Here is a 24,914-nt window from a genome sequence, read left to right as displayed (position 1 = left end):
TCAAGGAAAACGGGTCTTGCATGAAAAAAATTATACACTTAGTAAGCCGCATATTTGCGGCTTTTTCATTTTACCGATATGTGCTCTAGGATCGGTAAAAGGCTAAACTTTTCGGTTAAAAGCATCACGTTGCGGGAGATCGATATTTGCGGCGATACTGGGTCGGCGTCAAGTGTACGCTCTTCTTGAACTGTCTCATAAAGTGAACCTCGTTGTCATATCCGCAAAGCTCTGCGATCGTCTTAACATCGTGATCGGAATTTTCTAGTTGATGCAGAGCATATTCGAGCCGATTGTGAATGACGTCATTAATGACGGACACGCCGAATATTTCCTTGTACAGCTGTTGAAAATGCGAACGGCTCATATTCATGCTTGCCGCCAGCTCATCGATCGAGTACGAAATCGAAGGCGTATTGTAGATCACGTTACGAAGATTAATAAATTGATCATAATGCTTGCTAATGTGATGGTTGGAATCGATGCGGCTGCGCATTTCGCTTAATTTCATGAGCAGACAACGTACGGTAGCGTCCATAATCTCGCGCTTATAGGGGCCGTTATGGACATGCTCGCTTTGGAGCTCGCTTACTTTTCTAGAAACATAAAAAGGGTCATAAGCCGTCATGACCGTATCTAGCGGCAGTTGAAGCTGCTGACAAAGCAGGTCTATTTCATCGGAATCGAAATGAAACCAATCATGCATCATAGGCTGCTCGATGGCTCTATAATATTGCTTACTGCTTTTGCCATACAGTATATAGCTGTTTTGCTCCGTGACGATTAATTTCCCTTGCGATTCAACTTCCATTTTGCTGCGGAACAGCAGAAATAAGTAGTCGCCGGAACCTTCCGGCCGGTCGACGATGAACCCTTCTTCATGCGTGACATTGTAGCCGCATCTCTTGATTTGAATCATTGTTATCCCTCCGCTATTTTCTGGACAATAAATCAGTTAATACCTATCATACATCATTTACGATTGTGCAATAAAGTTGGAAAATAGGGTGGGATAATACTTTTATTATGGATTATATTTCAGCTATGAGGATGAGTGGAACCAATGGTTGCTAACTTGGAGCAGTATACGGGGTATTTGTTCGCTTATTTCAAGGGCGAGCGATATGAGGATGGGGAGCAAGTATATTTTGCGCTTAGTGAAGGCAATAACGCGCTCTCTTGGAGAGAGCTGAACGGAGGACGGCCTGTTCTTGTTTCTACGATGGGGGAGAAAGGCGTACGGGACCCTTATATCGTCCGGTCGCCGCAAGGCGATTCGTTCTATTTGGTTGCGACCGACCTGCGGATACACAGCAACGGCGATTGGAATCGGGCAGTCACGGCAGGAAGCCGTTCGATTATGATATGGAACTCTTCGAATCTCGTTGATTGGTCAAATCAATCGATGGTGGAGCTAGCGCCGGAGGGGGCAGGCTGCACGTGGGCACCGGAAGTATTCCGCGATAGCGGCTCGGACGTATATTACTTGTTTTGGGCTTCTATGCTGGACGGCAGTCTTCCGGATACCGATCGATACCATCGTATGATGGCAGCCGAGACAAAGGATTTTGTAACGTTCAGCAAGCCGAAAGTATACATGGATTACGGGTATTCGGTCATCGACACGACGATGATTGAAGCCCAGGGCAGCGTGTATCGGATTAGCAAAGGGCAAAACATCATGTTGGAATCAGGCAGCTCTTTCTACGATCCGAGCTTTAAGCTTATAAATGGCAGCGTTGAACAGCCCTATTTACGCCAAGGTGAAGGGCCGATAATTTTCAAGTCAAACACAGAAGACAAGTGGTACGCATTTATCGATGAATACGTGGATCGTGGCTACATTCCACTCGAAACGACGGATTTGAGCTCCGGCATATGGTCGTTGCCCGAGGACTACTCCTTGCCAGCTTCGCCGCGCCATGGCTCGGTCATACCCGTTACCAAGCTGGAATACGATAGATTGCTAGAACGATATGGAGRATAATTTTATGGAGAAGAAGTTGCAACAGCCTACCTTGATCGGCGAATGGGCTGATCCGTTCCTGTTTCAAGACGGAGAAAACTATTATTTGTATCCGACGAAGGACAGCGATGGATGGCTATACGAGAAGTTCCATGTTTTCCACAGCAAGGACTTGATTCACTGGGAAGGGCCGTACTTGGCGCTGGACTTGACCGAGGTCAGCTGGGCAAAGACAAGAGCATGGGCTCCCGGCATTAACAAGTATAAAGGCAAGTATTATATGTACTTCTCTGCGGAGGCGCAGATCGGCGTTGCCGTATCCGATTCGCCGCTTGGGCCGTTCAAGGATTTGCTTGGCAGGCCATTAATCGAGAAGAACGAATACGATTGTCAGAGCATCGACGCCGACCTGTTCGTTGACGAAGAGAATCAGCCTTACTTGTTATGGGGTCAAGGAAAGTGCTGGATCGTTCCGCTTGAGGACGACATGATTTCGTTTAAAACTAAGCCAGTCTTGTTGTCCAATCAGCTGTATGAGCTTCGCGGCAAAGATCCGGCCGTGTTCGATAACGGCATATATAACGAAGGGCCGCATATGCAGAAGGTAGACGGGAAATATATGCTGACCTGGAGCAACTACGATACCCGCGATCCGAGATACCAAATCTGTTACGCTACGAGTGACCACATTTACGGGCCTTATGATTCGCCTGAGGATAACCGCGTAACGCGGCACTCCGACCTTTACACCGGAACGGGCCACGCATCCATGGCGAAGTATGAAGGCGACTGGTATTTATGCTATCACCGGCTTATCGACCCTTCGAGTACTGTATTGCGCGAAACTTGCATTAGTAAAATCGATTTCAACGATGGCAAGCCAAGCGTTGATGTAGACCACTGGATATCGGTTGATGGAGGAAATTTCAAATGAGTGAGGCACAAGGAAAGCTTACGATACATACGAAGCAACGGGGTGCTGAACTCGGCGATTTGTTCGGCATTTTCTTCGAGGATTTGAACCATGCGGCAGACGGCGGGCTCTATGCGGAGCTAGTTCGCAACCGTTCGTTCGAATTTGATCCGATCGATCACCCGGACTTCCATGCGCTGACCAATTGGGAGAAGGTCGAGCTAGGCGGCGGACAGGCTGAACTCAGGATTGAGGACTCACAGCCGATGAATGAACGTAACAGGCATTACGCCGTTATTACTATTCATATGGCAGGCGATGGAGTGGGAATCGCAAATTCAGGCTTTAATTCGGGGATTCCGGTTAGGGTAGGGGAAGACTATCGATTCTCCTTCTACGCGAGGCGTGATGAGAGCTTCAGTGAGCCGGTGCGCATTGCGATTGAAAGTAAGGCAGGAGTTGTTCACGGGGAAGCGACTGTTGTGGTGGACTCGTCCAAATGGAGAAAATACGAGGCTCTTATATCTGTGGATGAAACCAATTACAGCAGCAGGCTGACGATTACGACAGGCGGCTCGGGCAGCCTGTATGTAGACATGGTCTCGTTATTCCCGCTTAGGACGTTCCTAGGACGTACGAACGGGCTGCGGGAAGATATTGCAACCTTGCTGGCAGAGCTGAAGCCGAAGTTCATGCGCTTTCCAGGTGGATGCCTCGTTCATGACGGCTCGCTTAACCCAGATGATCGCAACTCGATGTACCGTTGGAAGAACACAATCGGTCCAGTTGAACAGCGTCCTTCTAGACGGAACAATTGGCGGTATAATCAGACGCTTGGATTAGGTTATTACGAATACTTCCAATTCTGCGAAGACATCGGCGCGAAGCCGATTCCTATCTTGCCAGGCGGGTATGACCCGCATCATAAACGGATCGTTCCGATTGACGAACTAGGTCCGTGGATCGACGATGCGCTTGATCTAATCGAATTTGCGATTGGCGATCTCTCAACGGAATGGGGAGCTATCCGTGCCGAGCTCGGTCATCCAGAACCGTTCGGACTCGAATATATCGGTATTGGCAACGAGGAGGTCGGTGAACCGTTCTTCGAGCGGTACAGTTATTTCCACCAAGCGATCAAGGCCAAGTACCCGACGATGAAAATCATTAATTCCAGCGGTCCGTTCGCGGCCGGGGGGGAATATGAGCGAGGCTGGCAGTCGGCGAAAGAGAATGGCTCCGATCTAGTGGACGAGCATTACTATCAATCTCCGGAGTGGTTTCTTGCCAACTTCGATCGGTATGACGGGTTCAAGGCTGATGAACCAAAGGTGTTTCTGGGAGAATACGCCTCGTGGGGCAACACCTATTATAATGCACTCGCTGAAGCGGCATTCATGATCGGCTTGGAGCGTAATGCCCATGCGGTTGGACTAGCTTGCTATGCGCCTATGCTCTGCAACGTCGATTATGTGAACTGGAAGCCTGACCTTATCTGGTTCAACAACCATGAGGTGTTCGGAACGGCGAACTATTACGTACAGAAGTTATTCATGCATCATCAAGGCGACCGTTTGCTTCGTATCGAAGCKAGCGGCTTCGAGAAGCCGCAAGGCATCGAGGCGATGCCGATAAATGGCGCTATCGAGCTGGGCACGGACGCCAGCAGCGTTATATATTCGAATGTCAGGATCGTGAATAACGATTCAGGTGAGGAGCGCACTTTCGCGGGCTGGACGGCCGAATTGTCGGATACGGAGAAAGCTCGCCTTGAAGGCACAGCCAAGCAGTCGGAACATCTCTGCGTAACAGATTGGACCAATTATACGTTATCCATGACGGCTAAGAGAACCGACGGACCAAGAGGATTCGTAATATCGTTCGGCCGTGCGGACGATGATAACCGGTTGTTCTGGGAAATTAGCGGCTGGCAAAATCAAGATTCCATGATTAGCTCCCGAGTCAACGGTCGCAATTCCTGCTTAACCCAGAGCTTGTTCACCGTCGAGAATGACGTCACCTATGAGCTCGCGCTCGAAGTATCGGGAAGACAGATTCGCAGCTACATTAATGATGAGCTCATTCATGATACGGAGGATAAGCTGCCCCTAATCCAGCCGGTCTACTGTTCCTCAAGCGTAGATGACACTTTTGGCGACACAATCGTTAAAGTCGTCAATATGCAGGACGTTACCGTATATGCGGACATCGCATTTGAAGATTTGCCGGAGGCAGGCGGACGCCTCGTTGAAAGTTACGAATTGTCGGGTCATTCGCTTAAGGATGAGAACAGTTTCGAGCAGCCGCAGAAGATTGTGCCGGTTCAGCGCGACTTCTCGTTCGAAGGCAGCAGCTTTTTACATGAGTTTCCAGCACACTCCGTTACCGTATTCAGAGTCAAAATGCCAGTGGTATAAGCTGTCTGAACTGATATAACGACTATTGAGCAGAAGTAACCGGCCACGCGAAGTAGGCCGGTTACTTTTTTTGTGGAAATGGAAATTCCGGAAATCACTCATTCTTATGATAAATATGATACGTCTCAGACGAGGTGCCCGCGCTTGCTGGCATCATTTTGCCACGCCATTTTCCGAAGGCTGCCTCAGCCAGGTTTAGACCCGCATGGCGAAGCACCAATGACTTCATTCTCTCTATCTCTTTCTAGAACGGCTAGTTGCATCTAGCATTTTATCATTGAAAGCACTTTCCAAAATTGTGATATAATGAACTGCAATTTATAAATCATTTCTATAGAGGAGATGACATCATGTTTAATGTTCTTATCGTTGACGATGAACAAATAGAACGGGAAGGCATAAAAAATTTGATCGCTCAGTACAAATTTCCTTTCAATGTGCTGGAAGCTGAGAATGGTCTAGTTGCCGAAGGCATTCTAAATAGGAAATCCATAGATATCCTGATTACGGATGTAAAGATGCCAATGATGAATGGCTTGGAATTAAGCAAGATTGCCAAGAAAACGCAGGAAAATCTGAAAATCGTGATATGCAGCGGTTATGATGAGTTTGAGTATGCTAAAAGTGCGATCAAATTAGGGGTAGTGAACTATTTGTTAAAGCCTTTGGCAGTTGATGAATTCCTGGAGGCGATGGAAGATATTACACAGTTCAGTCCATGCAAGGATAATCCTGAGCATGAAACGCAGGAATCGAAGGTTATCAAGCAAGTGAAGGAAATAGTGAAGGATAATTTCCAGAGAGATCTCTCATTATCAGATGTATCTAAGGAAGTATACCTTTCTCCGGGTTATTTGAGCATTTTGTTTAAAAAAGAAACGGGTGTGAATTTCTCGAAGTATTTAACGGATTATCGGCTGCGCAAGGCAAACTATATGCTAATCCATTCAAATATGAAAATAAATGATATAGCGGTATTTGTAGGCATTGAAAATACTTCTTATTTCTGCAGATTATTTAAATCTAAATATAATGTCAGCCCATTACAATATAGAGAGAACGGTATCGCTTATGATCAATCTGATAAAGAAAAAGTTCAATGATATCAGATTCCGCAACAAGTTATTGCTTTCACACCTCATTATCGCGTTGATTCCAATTATTTTATTGGGGCTAATTTCCTTTATCCAATCGTATAGAACGCAGATCAAAGAATTAAAAAGTGAAGCGGCTTCAAGCTTAAACCAGATTTCCAACATCCTTGATTATAAAATTAACCGATATAATACGCTATGCGAGTTCATGGTGCTCAATCGAGAGTTTTCGAATGTATTTATTAATAATTACGAAGAAAATTATTTTGCTATGTACCTCGATTTTAGGGACAAAGTGGATCCCATGATTTCGCATATCAAATTAATGGATGATGATATCGAGGGAATCACTTTTTATACGTCAGGAGATTTACTTGGCATCCGTGAAAATATTTTGCCGCTAAGCGAGTTGAAAAATAAGCCCTGGTATGACGGGTTTAGAGGAAGACAATGGGTCGTATATGACGGAAGTGTATATTTGGTCCAAGAGCTGATCAGTAATTTCAAAGACAGCAATTTTATGGTGATTTCAATTAATTATGATAGTATTTTTTCAGATCTGGATAAGCTGTCGGAATATATTTTTGTAAATATCGAGAACGATAAAGAGCAAATTGTTTTTAGTGAAAAATTACCAGAGGAACTTTCAGCTCCGGTCGCTTTATCTGATTATCCCTTGAAAATAAGTGGTAATTTGAAAAATATCGAATGGACGATCCATTATTATCTCTCTAACGCTAACGCATATATTAATGCATTTGCCATTTTTAAAATTACCGTATTTGTTATTTTGCTCAGTCTAATTATCACCTTCTTTCTCATCTACATCTTTTCAAACAATTTCACGAGACGGATTATCCATTTGAAAAATAAAGTAGATAAAGTTGAACAAAACAATCTAGATGTAATTATTCAAAGTGCGTCCAAGGATGAATTTGGTGGACTCACGAATGGAATCGGAAAAATGCTGGAGCGGATTAACAGCCTTATTTTTCAAGTGTATCAGGCCGAAATCGCCAAAAAGGAAAGTGATTATAACAAGCTCATAAGCCAGATCAACCCTCACTTTTTATATAACACCCTCTCTTTTATTCATTGGCGGGCGTTAAAAAAGAAAGATATAGAAACGAGTTATATGGTCACCACGTTGGCGAAGTTCTATCGATCAACCTTAAATAAAGGCAGAAATATGGTTACGATTGAAAATGAGATTAAGCATATTCAAGCATATCTAGATTTGCAGTACATCATGAATGATGGAACATTTGAAGTGGATTACAGAATAGACGAATCTATTCTAAATCTATCGATCATTCATTTCATATTGCAGCCTATCGTGGAAAATGCCATTATACACGGATTCGCCGAACCGAATGCTCAGGGTAATCAAATTATCATTTCAGTGTATCCCGAGAATGAGGAGATCAAAATGATTGTAAGCGATAATGGCGTGGGCATGTCCCTGCAGCAACAAAAGCAGCAATTAACAGCGGATAACGGCGGCTGCGGCGTAAGGAATGTTAATGACCGTATCAAGCTGTATTATGGCAACGAATACGGGATGGAAATTGAAAGTGAGCCCAATAGGGGAACAACAGTCACGCTAACGATTCCGCTTTCTTGATGCAGGAGATTGCTCATCCCGAAAACCGAGGTACTTCGCGTACAGCGGTTTTTTTGTATTGTCGATAAAGGAAGATGGAACACTAGAAAGTGCTACAGAAAAGAAAAATGTTGCATATACGCTATTCGTGATAGCGCATACAATTTAAATATAAATAAGCAAAGGAGCTAATGAACATGGGGAAAAGCAAGAAATTCGCAATGATATTGATAACTTGTGTAAGTTTGCTAGTGGCCAGTGGTTGTAATAGTGCAAAGAATGGGGGCAATGAAACAGCAAATCCGGTCAATGAAAATGATTATAATCCTTACGGGAAATATGAAACGCCTGTCGAATTTACGATTGGCCGACATACAAATCATGTAAATAATTTGCCGGAGGGCGATACCATCGATGATAACCTAGCTACACGATATGTGGAAAGCAGGGTGAATGTAAAAGCGAAGGTAGCCTGGGAGACAGATGATATGGGTCAGAAATTATCCCTTTCGATGACTACCGGCGATTTGCCTGATGTTATGCTGGTCAACCGGGAAATTTTCAATCAATTGGTAGATAATGATCTGATTGCCGATTTGACTGAGGTCTATGAAAAAACAGCATCCGATGGAATTAAGAAAATTTATGATTCTTATAGCAGTTTATTATTGGATCAAGTGAAGGTAGACGGCAAAATCATGGGACTTCCAATGACGAATATTGGGAATCAGCATCAACTATTGTGGGTGAGAAAAGATTGGGTTGATAAAGTTGGAGCCGAAATACCGAAAAGCTTGGATGATGTCTGGAATTTGGCAAAAACCTTTGTAGAAAAAGACGCTTCAGGAACGGGGAAAACGGTAGGGTTTGTCATGGATCAGAATGCCATGAATTTCACGCCTGTTTTTGCAGCACATCAAGCATTTCCTGCGCAATGGATTACGGGTAAAGATGGACAAGTCGTATACGGGTCAGTTCAGCCGGAAATGAAAGCAGCGTTAGCAGATTTGAGTGAGCATTACAAAGAGGGAATTATAGATAAACAATTTGCAGTAAGATCGAACGAAGAAAAAGAAGCTCTGGTGATTAACGGTCAAGTAGGCATGTTATTTAATCCTTGGTGGATCGGATATACAAACTATAAGGATTCCATTAAAAAAGATCCGAATGCCGAGTGGGTAGCGGTTTCTGCTCCAGTAGATGCCAATGGGAAATTTAAGACGATTCGCCAAGACCCAATTGGCGGAGGGATCGTCGTCGTGAAAAAAGGATTTAAGCATCCGGAAGCGATTATGAAATCTATTAATTTAACAACAGACTTCTTATATTCCATGACCGATGATGCCGTGCAATACAAAAAAGAGCATTCGGATGAATTGTTAACAGATAAAAGCAGATGGAATAACGATCCTACTCAAATTCCAATGCAAGTCGATTATGACGATGTATTAAAGCGTTACTATGAAGACATTATGGAAACAGATAAATCTGGAGATGAAACCGCGATCCAGGAAGATCGAATTGTGTCCTATCGTGCTTATCAGGAGTTTAAAGAAAAGGGAAATAGTATTGATGTAAATACTTACGGAGAATATCTATCCCGTATTGAGGGCCAGCGAGAAGCAAATAATGAGAACCTTGAAGTAATTCCTGGCGGTTTTTATGGAACAACCGAAACGATGAAAATGAAGTGGGCTAATCTTCAAAAAATGGAAGAAGAAGTGATTCTAAAAATTATTATGGGTGAAGCGAAGATAGAAGAGTTTGATAAGTTTGTTGAGACGTGGCATCGCACAGGCGGAGATGAAATTGCCAAAGAGATAAATCAATAGGAAGCAGCATCAGGTGGAGTCATCCTCCACCTGAACATTTTCGTTTAGCTGAAGCGAGCGAGTTCTCTATTTTAGATATAAGGATGTGATGCGAAAATGGCGCAAGTGGATATGAGTGTAACCAGAGAGGGAAAGACCCTCAAAAACACACATAAAAAACGGAACTGGTCTAACGGTATCGTTTATCATTTCATGCTGTTGCCCGGAATGGTCATGCTGTTTATTTTTTCGATTGTTCCTATGTTTGGAGCTGTGATGGCCTTTCAAAGATTCATTCCTGCGAAAGGGATATGGGGTTCCGATTGGGTGGGCTTAGCCAATTTCACCTATATGTTTCAACTGCCTGACAGTAAGCAAATTTTCATTAATACGATTGTAATTGCGATAGGAAAAATTTTACTAGGCTTACTGGTACCTATTGTTTTTGCCCTGTTATTGAATGAAGTAAGGCTTAAAGTCTTCAAGAGTACGGTTCAAACTATTGTATATTTACCGCATTTTATGTCATGGGTTGTCTTAGGCACCATGTTGTCCATGATTTTTTCATACGATGGCATGGTAAACGGCTTACTTGATTTTTTAGGTCTGGAACGAGTTATGTTTATGGCAAGCAATACATGGTTTAGGCCCCTGCTTATTTTAACGGATACGTGGAAGGAGTTTGGTTACGGGACTATTATTTATTTGGCTGCCTTGACGGCAATTAATCCGGCATTATATGAATCGGCGGCGCTTGACGGCGCTAATCGCTGGAAACAGATAAGAAGCATAACGCTGCCAGGCATCTTTCCAACAATCGTTTTACTAGGCACCTTGAGTCTGGGAAATGTATTGAATGCAGGGTTTGACCAGGTATTCAATCTATATAATCCGTTGGTATATGAAACAGGGGATATCATCGATACCTTTGTATACCGTATGGGTCTGATCAACATGCAGTATTCGTTTGCCACAGCCATTGGATTAATGAAATCTGTCATCAGTTTTGTTTTAATTATTCTCTCCTATAAGTTAGCTGCAAAATACGCCGGGTATAAGATTTTTTAGGAGGTAAACATGGTACAATCCAAAGCCCTGGGGTCCAGGTTTGTAAATATACTGATCATAACAGCATTGTTAATGATCACTTTTCTTTCAGTCGTTCCGTTGGTTAATACGATCGTGATTTCGATCAGCAGCAGTACAGCCGTGAATGCAGGAGAGGTTTATTTTCTCCCCGTAGATATTAATTTCTCCTCCTACGAAAAGATATTAAATGATACGAAATTTTGGAAGGCATTTGTCGTCTCGGTGGAGCGGGTGGTTCTTGGAGTCAGCCTGAATATGATTCTGACCATATTAATGGCATATCCGCTATCCAGAAGTACAAAGCATTTCAAATCTAGAAATGTATACATGTGGGTTATCATATTTACGATGTTATTTAGCGGCGGTATTGTTCCTTGGTTTATGGTCATTAGTAACCTGGGGTTGATTAATTCCATCTGGGCATTAGTATTACCCGGAGCCGTCCCTGTATTTAATGTCATATTGCTGATGAATTTTTTTAAAGGAATTCCAAAGGAGCTGGAAGAGGCCGCATTTATGGACGGAGCGGGCCCGCTCAAAATATTAACTCATATTTATCTTCCAGTTTCATTGCCAAGCTTAGCTACCATTGCCTTATTTTCCATTGTAGGCCATTGGAATAATTTCTTTGACGGAATTATTTTAATAAACGATAGTGAGAAAATTCCTCTGCAGACCTATCTTCAGCAGCTCAGCCTGACGCGGGACCAAATACAGAATCTTACGGTCGAGCAGCTTAAGGAGTTTAATAAGGTATCTAACGTCACCTTAAACTCGGCAAAAATTCTGGTTTCTATGATTCCTATTTTATTAATCTATCCATTCCTTCAGCGGTATCTTATTCACGGAATCGTCTTAGGATCGGTAAAGGAATAGTTCATAGACTGGGGATTTGATAGGAATCTTTCAAGTAGGAATGGTATATATATCCGAGATCTTTTGAATAAGCAAACCATCAATCATATTTAGGAGAATGATCATGCAAAACAATACGGAAGAAAAGATTATTCAATACGTTAGCGAAAGAATGTCCGACCGGCCTAAAATCATTCAGATGTTCAAAAGCTGCTATCAGAATACGCTGGAAACGACCATTCACCGGCATGATGAGGATGGAACAGTATTCATGCTGACCGGAGATATTCCGGCCATGTGGCTGAGAGATTCTGTGAATCAGCTCAGGCCTTATTTAATGCTGGCGGCACAGGATACCGACCTGAAGAAAATAATCGAAGGGGTATTGAAAACCCAATATCAATCGATTTTAAGAGATCCATATGCCAATGCGTTTAATGAGTATGATAATGCTAAAGGGCATCAAAATGATAAGACTGAAATGTCAGGATGGATCTGGGAAAGAAAATATGAAATAGATTCATTGTGTTATCCTATTCAGTTAGCTTATTTATATTGGAAAAACACAGGCGAAACGGGACACTTTACTCCCGATTTTGAAACAGCGGTTCGGTTAGTTTTGAAAGTCTGGCGGACCGAGCAATATCATATGGAACATTCAACCTACACCTTTGAACGAGAGAATTGTCCTATCACAGATACTTTGGGTGGAAATGGAAAAGGCAGTGAGGTGGCTTATACAGGGATGACTTGGTCGGGATTCCGGCCAAGCGATGATGCCTGCAAGTATGGTTATTTGGTGCCTTCGAATATGTTCGCCGTGGTGGTGTTGAAGTACTTGGAGGAAATTAATGATTTGTTCATTCATGATCAGAGCCTGGGGCAAGAGATCATGTCCATTCGAAAAGATATCGAGCAAGGCATTGAACAATTTGCTGTCGTTAACGATGAAGAATTCGGCCCGGTTTATGCCTACGAGGTCGATGGATTAGGACAGGTCAACATAATGGACGATGCGAATGTACCAAGTTTGCTTTCACTCCCATATCTTGATTACTGCAAAAAAGATGATTCGATTTATCTAAATACAAGAAAGATGATTCTCAGCCAAAGAAACCCTTATTATTATGAAGGCAAATATGCCAAGGGGATCGGAAGCCCGCACACACCGGAACATTACATTTGGCATATCGCTCTATCCATCCAAGGAATGACCGCTATCGATGAATCAGAGCAGAACGAAATACTGGATATGTTTGAACGTACAGACGCGGGCACGGGTTTGGTTCATGAAGGATTTCATAAAGATAATCCGGGCGAATTTACAAGAGAATGGTTTTCTTGGTCCAATGCCATGTTCGTTGAATTTATATTAAGTGTATGCGGGCTGGAAATCAGAAAGTCCTAATCAAATGATATATTAATATATTATTTGATTGCAAAATTGTATATTGACATTAGATTAGTATGAATATTATAGTGTTAATGAAAGCGCTTTATAGCGAATATGCTCGCTGCGGTCATACGGAGAGACTTGGCTTGTAAACTCCGTGTGATTTGATACAAAACGGAGCTGGAACGGGGATGATGCACGAAGGTTCTCAGTAGGACGATCACCCGGCATTCCATATTCATATTCAACAAGTACATTTCTTGACGCGTTGGGCAGTGTATATCGAACCGACCTGATAAAACTCATATTGAAATGGAGGTAATATTACGATTATGGCACTGAAAAAAACGAAACTATCTGCGTTATTAGTGTTATCTTTGGCATTTTCCTTAATTTTCGCTTCAATGTCTTCCATTGGAAGTACAAAAGCATATGCATTTACTTCATCGGATGCGGACACTGCTATGGAGGCGTTTAACGCAAAGTTTTGGGATAGCGAGTCAAAGTATTTTTGGACAAATTCCAACCACGGTGACAGCTATCAAGGCTTCTGGGTGGAAGCAGAGCTTTGGGAGATGGTAATGGATGCGTATGTTCATACTTCAAATCCTACCTTGAAAGCAAAGCTTAGAACTCAGATTGACGATATATTCGATGGTACAGTAGCTAAGTATGGAGATGACTGGACAAACAATCATTTTAATGATGACATCATGTGGTGGGCAATGGCGTCCGCGAGAGCTTATGAAATAACGAAAGATCAAAAATATTTGGATAAAGCTAAATATTATTTTGATTTTGTATACGATACGCAATGGGATGACAACTTTGCAAACGGCGGCATCTGGTGGATGAATAGTGAGCATAACACAAAAAATTCCTGCATTAATTTCCCGGCAGCACAAGCAGCTGTTTTTATGTATAACATTACTGGGGATGACCATTATCTAGATGCTGCTATCCGTATCTATAAATGGGGCAAGACGATGCTTACGGATGGCAATGGCAAAGTATTTGACCGTATAGAGCTTGAAAGAGGTGCTGTCCCTGATGCCACGCATTACAACCAGGGTACTTTCATTGGTGCAGCAGTAGGATTGTATCAAATAACAGGAAGTACGGTTTATCTTGATGATGCAGTGAAAGCCGCTAATTTCACCAAAAATCATTTAGTTGACGCAAACCAGTTGTTGAACTATGAAGGGCCGAACGGGGATTTAAAGGGCGGTAAAACGATACTAATCCGTAATATGGCTTATCTTCAAGATGCTTTAAATGAGAGAGGCGAAAGTGCATACAAACAGGTTAGTGAACAATTAAACTACTGGCTTGCCTTCAATGCGCAAATGGCATGGAACAACAGAAATGCTGACAATATCATAGATGGAAACTGGGCAGGGCAGCTGCATGCCGGAACCTATGATTCTTGGTCAGCATCCAGTGCTGTTGAAGCGCTGACTGTTCTAGAATCACAAGATGTGGCTATCCAATATGCGGTTAAAGATCCTTACAAAAAAATAGAAGCGGAAAAGTATAATATCGGTACTGGATTCGTTATGGAGGACAGCACGGAGGGATCCAAGCAATTGGGAGGCATTCAGCCCGGAATGTATGCGGCTTATAAAAATGTCGATTTTGGATCTACCGGTGCAGTTGGATTTATTGCTAGAGCTGCAAGTGGAACAGGCGGGGGGAATATCGAAGTAAGGCTAGATTCCCTGGATGGCCCTAAAGTCGGCACCTTGAACGTACAAGGAACAGGCGGATGGAATAATTATACGGATGCCGTTACGGTTCTTAAGGATGATCAAGGAAACCCAAGTGTTGTAACAGGAAGACATGATGTATATCTGTCCTTCACAAAAACAAATGATCAATATTTATTTAACTTAAACTGGTTTAAATTCACCACAACCGATCCAACGAAAACAGATGCATACGCAAGACTTAAGGCTGGAAATTTCGACAGCAGTTCAGGCTTAAGTAAAAATGCGGACGGCGGATTTTTAGAAGGCATTCATAACAACGCTTATGCCTCTTATAAAGGAATTGACTTTGGAACAGGCGCCGCAGGTGTTACCGTTCATGTAACAAGCGGTAATCAAGGCGGCACGATTGAAGTTAAGCTGGACAGTCTGGACGGACCAACTGTAGGCGTAATAGGGATTCCGGCTTTAGGAGATTGGGATAATTGGGTTGACATCATGTCTAATATAGATGATACCAAAGCAGTAGGTATTCATGATCTATATCTCGTTTTCCATGGAACAAATGAAAGCGACTTCCCTATTAATTTGGATTGGTTCACTTTTTCAACAGTGAAAGGGCAAGCAAAGGACGCTTATGGCAAGCTTGAGGCTGAAAATTATACGAGCGGTGTAGGTTTCGGTACAGAAAATGGCGGAGGCCAAACCTACCTGGCGGGAATATATGGTCCTAATAAACCATATGCCATGTATAATTATATTGATTTTGGAAGCACAAGCCCATCTAAATTTACCGTTAATGCAGCAACAGACACAGGTGGAGGTACGATTGAAGTAAGAATTGACAGCATGAATGGCCCTGTTATAGCTACAAGTACGGTTTCAGGAACAGGCGGTTGGCAGAACTTCAAGGTTGTCTCGGCAGATGTTACAACTCCTGTAACGGGTAAGCATATTGTTTTCCTACTATTTAAAGGAGGAGACTGGTTATATAACTTTGATAAATTCACTTTCGGTGATCCTGCCGTATTTACAAAACCTACTCCCCCTCCTGTACCTGAAGAGGACCATGTTGCTCCAGGAGAGGTAGAAAATGTTCAGATTGTTCGTGGCGATGACAATATGAAATTGTATTGGGATGGTCCATATGCTATCGATGGTCAAAAGGTGCAAATCTCTTTATTAAACAATGGACAACAGGTTGGAGACGTAATAGAAGTTAATAGAGGCATACAAACAGCTGTTATATCAGGAATTGAAAAGAATACAAGCTACACAATCTTAATAAAGACTGTAGATAAGTCAGGAAATGTTTCACAGGGGATAATGATTGATGATAAGGACTTACCTTCATTTTCACTTTCTGCAAACGAAAAGGTGTTAAAAGAGGGCGAAGCTTTTGAAGATTATATGGCTTTAAACTTCAAAATAAGAGACAGCTTAGCAGCTATAAAATTTGCGAAAATCACAATTGACGGAAAGCAATATACGATTGATCCTCAGAAAAAGGACAGTATAGCTATCGATATGGCCGGGAATTTAGGCGATAAGACGGCTACTGTTGCAATAGAGGATTACTCAGGCAACATACTTCAGCATACATTTAAATTTAATGTTGCAACTAGTGTAAATTCCATGAAACAATTAATAACTCGTTTCAAGGCTTCAGGAGAAATAAGTGGAGCGATGATACCACAGCTTACCAATGCTCTTGCTCAGGTTCAACATCAACTTGATAGTGGGAAACGGAATAATGCGATTAAACATATGAAGGATTTTATTAAGCACTTAAATAATAAAGCCTTAAGTCATAACGTTAAAGACGGTGCCAAAGCGATTCTGAATTCGGATGCTCAATCACTAATAGGTATTTGGCAAAATAGCAGTTCAGAATAGATCAATTTATATGAAGCAACCTCGCAGTTTACTAAAACTGTGAGGTTGTTTTATATATTTCAAGATCCGTACCATTCAAGGAAATGTCCTTTTAGTGAAGACACGACATGGCGGTTGGGTGTTTCCTGGTGGGCAAGAATCGCTTGACTTGGAGTTAACTCCAAGAAGTAAACTAAATCTGAAGGAAACAATATCTATTTGAAAGTGAGGAACAATGAAATGGAATATGTGAAACTCGGAAATACAGGCTTGGATGTATCTCGGCTTTGTCTTGGCTGTATGAGCTTTGGTGTAGCGGAGCGTTGGACTCATCCTTGGGTACTTGATGAAGAGAGCAGCCGCCCAATTATAAAAAAAGCACTGGAGCTTGGTATCAATTTTTTTGATACGGCGAATATCTATTCAGACGGAACAAGCGAAGAAATTGTTGGTCGGGCATTAAAAGAGTATGCCAATCGAGATGAAATTGTCCTCGCGACAAAGGTTCACTTTCGCATGCATCAAGGTCCGAACGGTGCTGGACTTTCCCGAAAGGCAATCATGAGTGAAATGGATAAGAGCCTTAAGAGACTGGGAACTGATTATGTAGACCTTTATCAAATCCATCGCTGGGATTATAATACGCCCATTGAAGAAACGATGGAAGCATTGCATGATGTTGTGAAGGCTGGGAAGGCAAGATATATTGGTGCTTCAGCCATGTACGCATGGCAGTTCCTAAAGGCATTGCATGTAGCCGAAAAAAATGGATGGACCCGATTTGTATCCATGCAGAATCATTTAAACCTCATCTACCGTGAAGAAGAGAGAGAGATGATGCTGCTTTGTAAGGAAGAAAAAATCGGCGTGATTCCTTATAGCCCGCTCGCATCAGGAAGATTGGCGCGTGATTGGTCGGAAACAACGCATCGTTCCGAAACCGACCAAGCTCAAAAATCTAAATACGATGCGACTGCACATACTGACCGATTGATTGTAGAGCGGGTTGCAGCAATCGCGGAAAAACGCGGCGTTCCCCGCGCTCAAATAGCACTTGCGTGGTTGTTGCAGAAAGAACCAGTAACAGCTCCGATTTTTGGCGCTACGAAAATGTCCCATCTCGAAGATGCGGCAGCGGCTCTTTCAATAACGTTAACACCAGAAGAAATCGCGTCGCTGGAAGAGACATATGTTCCTCATCCGGTCGTTGGGGCTATTATGATGCGATGATCGTTTAAATCTAATGGATTTTGACATTATTAGCTTGAATAAGTAAGCCAAGTCAAAGAAGCCGGGGCTTCAAATGACTTGGTTTATTCTTATTTCTACCTCTTTTCCATGCGATTCATGGGCTATCGGAGTAGTCGCTTGCATTTATCGAGTACTACTGAATTTACTCTACATTAACCTTAACATTCTCTCATTTAAGTTAGAGCTCAGCTGGACTATAATGAAAACGCATTCATGAATTCAAAGGAGTGAGAGGAATGAAGGGCAAAATGAAACGCTGGACGGCGATGCTACTGACAGGTGTGATCGTAATGACATATGCACCTGTTGGCATACATGCTGCGAGTATAGCACCGGACGCTGGTGTCGGAACCACCGCAGTACCGGTTTACAGTTGGGGTTTCGAGAACAATGAGGTTGAAGGTTCAACCGTTGCGAACAGCGTCTATCCTCATAATAGCGAGGGCAACGCTGAACTGCATGCGGGCGCTTCTGTCGCTTTGGATGAAGAACGGGGACGTGTTCTTTCACTTCCTGGCGGACAGGCAGGCAGCGGAGGCTGGTTATCGCTCCCGGATGATCTTTACAGTCAGGTCACGGATGAATTGACAGTGGCAATGTGGGTAAACGTAGCATCTGACGCAGGCGCGTACCATCGTTTGTTTTCATCTACAATCAAGGAGAAGAGTCTTTCCTTCAGCGGAATAAACTCATGGAACGATCCCGAGTTTTCATTCGTAACGGGAGGCGATACTTACGAACATCGTATTTTTACGGGAACAAATCCTGCTGCGGTGGCGAATTACAAAGGTGATATGAGCTGGAATACCGCTATTTCAAAAGGAAAATGGCAGCATGTTGTCGTTTCGATGACAAAAGCAGGAGCATATAACGTATTCCTTGACGGAGTTCCTTCAGGAGACAGCACGCTCTACGCCGGCAACAGCACGGCTGGAGCAACGGTGTCGTCCGTCATGCAGGCTTTTTTTGATCGAAGCCATTTAGACGCTCTCCAATTCAACGACTTCGGACGATCATTGTATACGTCTGATGCTGACGTTAAGGGGAAATTTGACGATATCCAGCTTTATAACGTCGCTCTTTCCTCGGATGAAGTTAAAGCGGTGTACGATCGTTACTTCTTGCCGGAAATGGATAATGACATAAGCTATTATTATTCATTTGATCAGGTTGAGGGCAAGGTCGTACAAAATGGAGTCGAAGGCGGGTCAAATGCGGAAATTGGCGCTGCGGCTGCCGTTGTCCCGGATGTCGAAAGAGGCGGAGCGGTATTGAGTTTGCCAGGCGGAGGCGCGGCAGCTGGAAGCTGGTTAACGTTGCCTCAGGATTTATTTAGCGGTGTGAACGGCGATGATGGATTCGCGATGTCATTGTGGCTTAATGTGCCGGCTGATGGAGCTAGCTACTCCCGTCTGTTCTCTGCCAGTCCTTATCCACTCGGCCAAACGAATGCCGGCAACAATTGGTGGACAGATCCCGAGTTTGCAGTCGTCCGCGGCGGAGGGGATTATAATGCGCGCCTGTTTAACGGTGTTGCCGCGAACTCAGCGGCCGAGGACGGCGTAGATATTACATTCGACCGCGGTTTTGAAGCCGATACATGGCAAAACTTCATTGTAACGGGGAAAAATGATGCTTTTGACGTTTATCTCGACGGGCGAAAAATCGCTGATATCGATAACGGCATTATTAAAAGATTTGCGGCTGCTAACCTATCTGAGGCGCTACCTTCGTTTTTCGATCCCGATTATTTGACGTCGCTTGTCCATAGCGCTCTAGGGCGTTCTTTATATACGTCCGATAATAACTTTACGGGGAAAATTGATGATTTTACTTTCTATACCAGGTATTTAACGGTGGAGGATGCAGCCAGCATCAGCGGTGTCGGCGATCCGGCGGCGCTTCATGATCTACTCGAAGAGGCTAAACTCATCGAACAAGGCAATTATACGACCCAGTCCTATCAATTTATGCAAAATGTTATCGCAGAAACAACCGCTCTGCTCGCGGAAGGAAGTCATCCGCAAGGGGTAATTAACGAAGCGCTTAATCGTCTTCAAGGGGCAATAAATAGTCTGAAAGAAGAACTGCCTTTAGGCATTCATCCGGATTACTACTATTCCTTCGATTCTGCAGCGGATGCGAATGGCAATGTTTTGAACGATGCAGAGGGCGGTACGCATGACGCTTCGCTGAAAGTAGGCGCACAGATCAAAACCGATGCCGAACGGGGACAAGTGTTGAATCTTCCAGGCGGGTCAAACGGATCCGGGGGCTCCCTAAGCTTGCCAGCCGGTTTGTTCGAGGGCGTAACCGCCGAGGGCGGCTTTACGGTCGCCATGTGGGCGAAACTGAATTCGAGCGTACATGGCTGGTCGAGGTTATTCGATGCAAGCTCGACGGATTACGGATCGGGTACGCCGCCATTCTTTTACGTTTCCACTTCGAACGGCAGCGAAGTGAACACAGGAACCGGCAAAGAATACATGAGTGGTTACGCAACAGCAAAGGGCGAATGGACGCATGTGGCGTATTCCGTCAAAGGCAATCAACAAATCATATATGTGAACGGTGCTGCGGTCAAAGCGCAAAATGCTGACAGCGCCATATTCGATCTGGTGGAAAGCTTTACGAAAAATTCTATAGGGCGTTCGAGATTTAGTGCCGATCCCGACTTAAAAGCTCAAATCGATGATGTTATGTTTTTCAAAAACGCTTTAAGCGCGGATGAGATCACGACTATCGTAGGCAGCGACTATAATGCGGTATTAAAGAGTATCACGATTGGTGACCACACCATCGCGGTCAAGCCTGGCCAGTCGACGTATCAATACCCGATTGATCGTGTAAGCGACGTTCCTGCTTTAGAAGAAATCATCCTTGAAAAGTCAAATCCCGATGCGAAAGCTGTAATAACAAAGTTAAAAACATTCTCGTATCTTATAACGGTTACTTCTCCGAACGGGAAAGTATCGGTCGAATATAAGCTTGAATTTATTGATCCAACAAAGGGTGCGACAGCAAGCTTTTTCATGAATCAAACGAATGGCGAAATCATGCATGGAGCGAGCGGTTTTCTGTACGGTTTAAGCGAGCCTAACGTGCCGACCATTGACTTGCTCTCACCGTTAAAGCCAAAAGTGGTCGTACAAAAAGCGCCCGGCGGCCTTCAGCATCCTTCAGGCGACGGCGTCAGACTATCTGATGCGCTGATCGAATCCGGCGTAGAGCAAATCCAAATCTATATTCAGGACATGTATTACCAATGGCCGTATGAATATAATGGGCTCGACCAATACGAGCAATTGGCAGTGGAAACGGTCAGGAAGGCTAAGAGCAATAAAAATAGCGAGAAATTCGTGTACGTTATTTTTAATGAGCCCGATGGTATTTGGTTTAACGGGCAAATGAATGAAGCCGGCTTCTTCGCTGCATTTAAGAGAATATACGATGCAGTAAAGGCGGAAGATCCTAATGCAAGAGTGGCGGGCCCCAATTTGGCCAGCTATAATAAATCCGTCATGGAAAAATTTATGGACTACTGCGTGGTTAACGACTGTATTCCGGATGTGATGACATGGCATGAACTTGGTAATGACGGCGGTTCATTTGAAGCTAGATGGGAAGACAACTATAACCATTACCGCAGCCTTGAGGCTAAACACAATATTCCGAAAAGACAAATCGTCATTAATGAGTACTCATGGTTTGAAGATCCCGGTGCTGCCGGCAGTCTGATTCAATGGATGGCGCGATTTGAGACCCAGAAGGTGTATGGCTCAATTGCCTACTGGCATTTGGCGAATTCACTTAATGAGCTTGCGGCAGACGCCAATAAACCGAACGGCGCATGGTGGCTTTACAAATGGTATGCGGACATGACCGGAGAAACGGTAGCAGTGGAAACCTATAATGCGGTACCGGACGGCATGTACGGACTTGCATCGATTGATAACGAGAAACGTACTGCTTACACCATTTTTGGCGGGCAAGACGGCGTTTTGACTGCATCGATGCATGATCTTTCGGATAGCGCTGCTTTCGAAGGTGCGGATTCGGTTCATGTTAAGCTTTACAGAACCAAATTCACAGGTTATTACGGGACGCTAGAGGCACCGCGCGTTGAGTTCGAAGGCAACGTCGCCCTTACGGACGGAACTCTGAATATTACGGTACCGGACGCAAACGGCAAGGACGGTTTCTTTGCCATCGTAACACCTGCTTCGAATAATCAGATAACGGAGTACAGCGACTATGAACGTATCTGGACAACGACATACGAAGCAGAGAATGCTGCGCTCGGCGGTGTATCCATTGCTAATCAAGATGCAAGCCCTGCCTCCAGCGGGCGATATGTAAGCAGCATCCCGTCTGGCGGCAGCGTAACATTTACCGTAGATGTTCCGCAAGATGGAGTCTATAAGTTGGAAGTTTATTATGGAAATAATGCGCTGACTACGAACGGAAGAAACCGTGCGCAAGGAGATCTTGCGAAGCAGCTTCTCAAGATTGACGGCGACAACCACGCTGAACTTACTTATGATTCAACGATTTTTAACGACTATTTTGCAAGTAAGACACTTTATGTGAATTTGAAGGCAGGTACGCATACGCTCCATTTTAGCAAAAGTGGGGGCTTAGACGCTTCGCTAGACAAAGTGGATTTAACCTATACAGGCGCTTTGGGATCTAAGATCACTGAATCCTATCTTCTGGAAGCCGAGGAAGCAGGCTACGGCAGCGACTTCGATAAAGCGTCGACGATACTGGGGCCAAGCTCAGGTGCATATATTGCCGGAAGCGGGGAGGTTCAGTTCACAGCTGTCGTTAAGGAAAACGGATACTATGATTTGAAGTTAGGTTATGCATCCGAGACTGCAGGTGAGATTACGTTATATAAAAAGATCGTTAAACATGCGCCTGATGCTACGCCGGATACGACATTGACTACTTCTTGGAGCTCTATTGGCAGTTATGCTTTGCAATCCAGGACGGCCTTTGCCTCTGTATCCGGAAATCGGGTATATCTGAGTGCAGGCGCCAATACGATTAAGATCGCAAGCGAACAGCCGGTTTCTCTGGATTATCTGCAAGCGACTTATGACGCGGAAGCAAGCGAGAAGGAAAAGATTGTTTTGGAAGCGGAGACCGGACATTTATTTGGAACAGCAAAGGCTGTGGAGAGTGACAATTTCTCCAGCGGAGAGTATGTCGCAGGTATAGGAGAAAGTAAAGAGAATGGAGTATCCGTCAACGTTACTGTAAAAGAAGCAGGAGCATACAAGCTTTCCATCGATTACAGCAATAACGAACCGGCTCCGGCTATCGTAACGGCTGCACATCCGAACGGATATATTCATCCCTATAATACCGACCTCGTTGAGCGGTATGCCCAAATCGTCGTGAACGGCGGAACTCCTCAGACCGTGTATTTTATTAATACGCTGGCTTGGAATTCCGTACGCAATACCGTTGTCGACATAGAGCTTCAAGCGGGAGATAACACGATAACGTTTTATAATGATAATTCTTATAGGTTCAGTAACGTGCTACAGTACGCGCCATACTTCGATAAGTTCGAAATCGCGAAAGCAACTCTTGAGGCAGAGGAGGAAACCAACGAGAATTCTGGCAACAACGGCAGCAATACGAATCCGAACGAAAGCCAAATTGATATTATGACAGACGGCGAGAATAAAAACATTCGGGCAACCGTTCTTTTGTCAGAAACGGAATTTGGAAAGTCTGCACTCGTACAATTAGATAACAACATGCTCATTGACCAATTGAACAAAGCTGCATTTAAGTTACTTACCATTCCTGTCCATATCGATGCAAGGGAAGTCATTGGAGAACTCAATGGGCAGCTGCTTAAAGCGATGGAGAACAAAGGTACAGCATTGGAGTTGAAGACGGACCATGCTTCTTATCTGCTCCCGTCTTCCGAGATCAAGATTGATGATATTTCAAAGAAATTAGGCACTCAAATCGCGTTGCAAGACCTCAAAATCCGCATCAAGATTGCCGAATTAACAGCGGAACAGGCAGAACGGTTTAAAGAGGCTTCCGATGGCAAATTGAACATTATCGCGACACCTGTAGAGTTCAAGGTCGAGGTTGTTTACAAGGGGCATGTTGTTGAAGTGAAGCAGTTTGACAATTATGTTACCCGTATGATCACTATACCTGCAGGCGTAGATCCGAACCGCATTACGACAGGCGTGGTGCTGAACGAGGATGGAACGGTATCGCATGTTCCAACAAAGATTGTACAGAAGAACGGGATCTATTATGCGGTCATTAACAGCATGACCAATAGCGTATATACGGTTATCTCTAATCCGGTTTCATTCGTAGACATCGAGACGCATTGGAGCCGGAATGAAGTCAATGATATGGCTTCGCGTCTTATTATCAAAGGAGTGAATGCAACTTCATTCATGCCTGACAAGAGCATCACAAGGGCAGAGTTTGCCGCCGTTATGGTGAGAGCGCTCGGATTGCGCGGAGCTCGGAGCGAAGGGGTTCCGTCATTCAGTGACATGCCGTTAAATGCATGGTACAAGGAAACGGTAGCGATTGCTGCTTCCTATGGGTTAATCGACGGCTACCAAGACGGTACGTTCCGTCCGGACCATACGATTTCAAGAGCGGAAGCGATGGTCATTATTGAAAGAGCATTAAAACTAACACTTGGTGACAGCAAAATAGAAAACGGCGATATCAATCAAACACTCGCCGTATTCGAAGACGCTGCGCTAATTAGCGATTGGGCATTGGCCGCTTCGGCATTGGCCGTTCGGGAGGGTATCGTTCAAGGGCATGACGGCAAGCTTGCTCCAGGCGACAATTTAACCAGAGCCCAAGGAGCGGTTATCATTAGAAGAATGCTAGAAAAGTCTGCATTAATCGGAAAATAACGAGAAAGCAGCCAAGCAAGG

Annotated in this window: 14 protein-coding genes; 12 read left to right on the top strand and 2 right to left on the bottom strand. The window is 44.0% G+C overall.

Annotated features, from left to right (window positions below; all coding sequences use genetic code 11):
* Positions 1–124: 124 nt before the first annotated feature.
* Positions 125–919, bottom strand: a complete 795-nt coding sequence (locus tag AC1DLI_RS17700; protein ID WP_477604764.1) for a helix-turn-helix domain-containing protein — start codon at positions 917–919, stop codon at positions 125–127.
* 144 nt (positions 920–1,063) lie between these two features.
* On the opposite strand from AC1DLI_RS17700, the gene AC1DLI_RS17695 reads away from it, so the two are divergent.
* The 3 genes from AC1DLI_RS17695 to AC1DLI_RS17685 are packed head-to-tail and all read left to right on the top strand — an operon-like array spanning position 1,064 to position 5,296.
* Positions 1,064–1,987: a glycoside hydrolase family 43 protein gene (locus tag AC1DLI_RS17695; RefSeq protein ID WP_477604762.1), complete on the top strand. Its 924-nt coding sequence runs from the start codon at positions 1,064–1,066 to the stop codon at positions 1,985–1,987.
* Between the two features lie 4 nt (positions 1,988–1,991).
* Positions 1,992–2,900: a family 43 glycosylhydrolase gene (locus AC1DLI_RS17690; protein ID WP_477604760.1), complete on the top strand. Its 909-nt coding sequence runs from the start codon at positions 1,992–1,994 to the stop codon at positions 2,898–2,900.
* A complete protein-coding gene (locus AC1DLI_RS17685; RefSeq protein WP_477604758.1) occupies positions 2,897–5,296 on the top strand; it encodes an alpha-L-arabinofuranosidase C-terminal domain-containing protein in 2,400 nt (799 codons plus the stop codon). The genes AC1DLI_RS17690 and AC1DLI_RS17685 overlap by 4 nt, the downstream gene beginning before the upstream one ends.
* Before the next feature lie 94 nt (positions 5,297–5,390).
* On the opposite strand, the gene AC1DLI_RS17680 is transcribed toward AC1DLI_RS17685, so the two are convergent.
* The gene (locus AC1DLI_RS17680; RefSeq protein WP_477604756.1) at positions 5,391–5,525 is read right to left on the bottom strand and encodes a hypothetical protein; all 135 of its coding nucleotides are present in this window, start codon (positions 5,523–5,525) and stop codon (positions 5,391–5,393) included.
* A gap of 121 nt (positions 5,526–5,646) precedes the next feature.
* Between AC1DLI_RS17680 and AC1DLI_RS17675 the strand changes: the two genes are divergently transcribed.
* From AC1DLI_RS17675 to AC1DLI_RS17635, 9 genes are all read left to right on the top strand, one after another.
* On the top strand, positions 5,647–6,399 hold the full coding sequence (locus AC1DLI_RS17675) for a response regulator transcription factor (protein WP_477604754.1): 753 nt from the start codon (positions 5,647–5,649) through the stop codon (positions 6,397–6,399).
* The gene (locus tag AC1DLI_RS17670; RefSeq protein ID WP_477604752.1) at positions 6,368–8,014 is read left to right on the top strand and encodes a sensor histidine kinase; all 1,647 of its coding nucleotides are present in this window, start codon (positions 6,368–6,370) and stop codon (positions 8,012–8,014) included. The genes AC1DLI_RS17675 and AC1DLI_RS17670 overlap by 32 nt, the downstream gene beginning before the upstream one ends.
* A 176-nt stretch (positions 8,015–8,190) precedes the next feature.
* The gene (locus tag AC1DLI_RS17665; RefSeq protein WP_477604750.1) at positions 8,191–9,825 is read left to right on the top strand and encodes an extracellular solute-binding protein; all 1,635 of its coding nucleotides are present in this window, start codon (positions 8,191–8,193) and stop codon (positions 9,823–9,825) included.
* Positions 9,826–9,921: 96 nt separating this feature from the next.
* Positions 9,922–10,872 carry an ABC transporter permease gene (locus AC1DLI_RS17660; RefSeq protein ID WP_477604748.1) on the top strand — a complete coding sequence of 317 codons (951 nt, stop codon included), beginning with the start codon at positions 9,922–9,924 and terminating at the stop codon, positions 10,870–10,872.
* Positions 10,873–10,881: 9 nt separating this feature from the next.
* Complete coding sequence (locus tag AC1DLI_RS17655) at positions 10,882–11,769, top strand: carbohydrate ABC transporter permease (RefSeq protein WP_477604746.1); 888 nt, start codon at positions 10,882–10,884, stop codon at positions 11,767–11,769.
* A 103-nt stretch (positions 11,770–11,872) separates the two neighbouring features.
* A complete protein-coding gene (locus AC1DLI_RS17650; RefSeq protein WP_477604744.1) occupies positions 11,873–13,156 on the top strand; it encodes a glycoside hydrolase family 125 protein in 1,284 nt (427 codons plus the stop codon).
* A 317-nt stretch (positions 13,157–13,473) separates the two neighbouring features.
* Entirely contained in the window at positions 13,474–16,743 is a 3,270-nt protein-coding gene (locus AC1DLI_RS17645; RefSeq protein ID WP_477604742.1) for a carbohydrate-binding protein, read from the top strand.
* Between the two features lie 219 nt (positions 16,744–16,962).
* Positions 16,963–17,952, top strand: a complete 990-nt coding sequence (locus AC1DLI_RS17640; protein WP_477604740.1) for an aldo/keto reductase — start codon at positions 16,963–16,965, stop codon at positions 17,950–17,952.
* Between the two features lie 257 nt (positions 17,953–18,209).
* Positions 18,210–24,893: a LamG-like jellyroll fold domain-containing protein gene (locus AC1DLI_RS17635; RefSeq protein WP_477604738.1), complete on the top strand. Its 6,684-nt coding sequence runs from the start codon at positions 18,210–18,212 to the stop codon at positions 24,891–24,893.
* Positions 24,894–24,914: the final 21 nt, after the last annotated feature.

The organism is Paenibacillus sp. 01T443 (assembly GCF_056398325.1).
This window is presented reverse-complemented; position numbering and strand designations above follow the sequence as displayed.

Bases quoted from the DNA above. Each gene is read 5' to 3' on its own strand.
- AC1DLI_RS17680 (WP_477604756.1), bottom strand. From the start codon at position 5,525: ATGAAGTCATTGGTGCTTCGCCATGCGGGTCTAAACCTGGCTGAGGCA.
- AC1DLI_RS17690 (WP_477604760.1), top strand. From the start codon at position 1,992: ATGGAGAAGAAGTTGCAACAGCCTACCTTGATCGGCGAATGGGCTGAT.
- AC1DLI_RS17655 (WP_477604746.1), top strand. From the start codon at position 10,882: ATGGTACAATCCAAAGCCCTGGGGTCCAGGTTTGTAAATATACTGATC.
- AC1DLI_RS17670 (WP_477604752.1), top strand. From the start codon at position 6,368: ATGATCAATCTGATAAAGAAAAAGTTCAATGATATCAGATTCCGCAAC.
- AC1DLI_RS17650 (WP_477604744.1), top strand. From the start codon at position 11,873: ATGCAAAACAATACGGAAGAAAAGATTATTCAATACGTTAGCGAAAGA.
- AC1DLI_RS17635 (WP_477604738.1), top strand. From the start codon at position 18,210: ATGAAGGGCAAAATGAAACGCTGGACGGCGATGCTACTGACAGGTGTG.
- AC1DLI_RS17660 (WP_477604748.1), top strand. From the start codon at position 9,922: ATGGCGCAAGTGGATATGAGTGTAACCAGAGAGGGAAAGACCCTCAAA.
- AC1DLI_RS17675 (WP_477604754.1), top strand. From the start codon at position 5,647: ATGTTTAATGTTCTTATCGTTGACGATGAACAAATAGAACGGGAAGGC.
- AC1DLI_RS17665 (WP_477604750.1), top strand. From the start codon at position 8,191: ATGGGGAAAAGCAAGAAATTCGCAATGATATTGATAACTTGTGTAAGT.
- AC1DLI_RS17700 (WP_477604764.1), bottom strand. From the start codon at position 919: ATGATTCAAATCAAGAGATGCGGCTACAATGTCACGCATGAAGAAGGG.
- AC1DLI_RS17640 (WP_477604740.1), top strand. From the start codon at position 16,963: ATGGAATATGTGAAACTCGGAAATACAGGCTTGGATGTATCTCGGCTT.
- AC1DLI_RS17645 (WP_477604742.1), top strand. From the start codon at position 13,474: ATGGCACTGAAAAAAACGAAACTATCTGCGTTATTAGTGTTATCTTTG.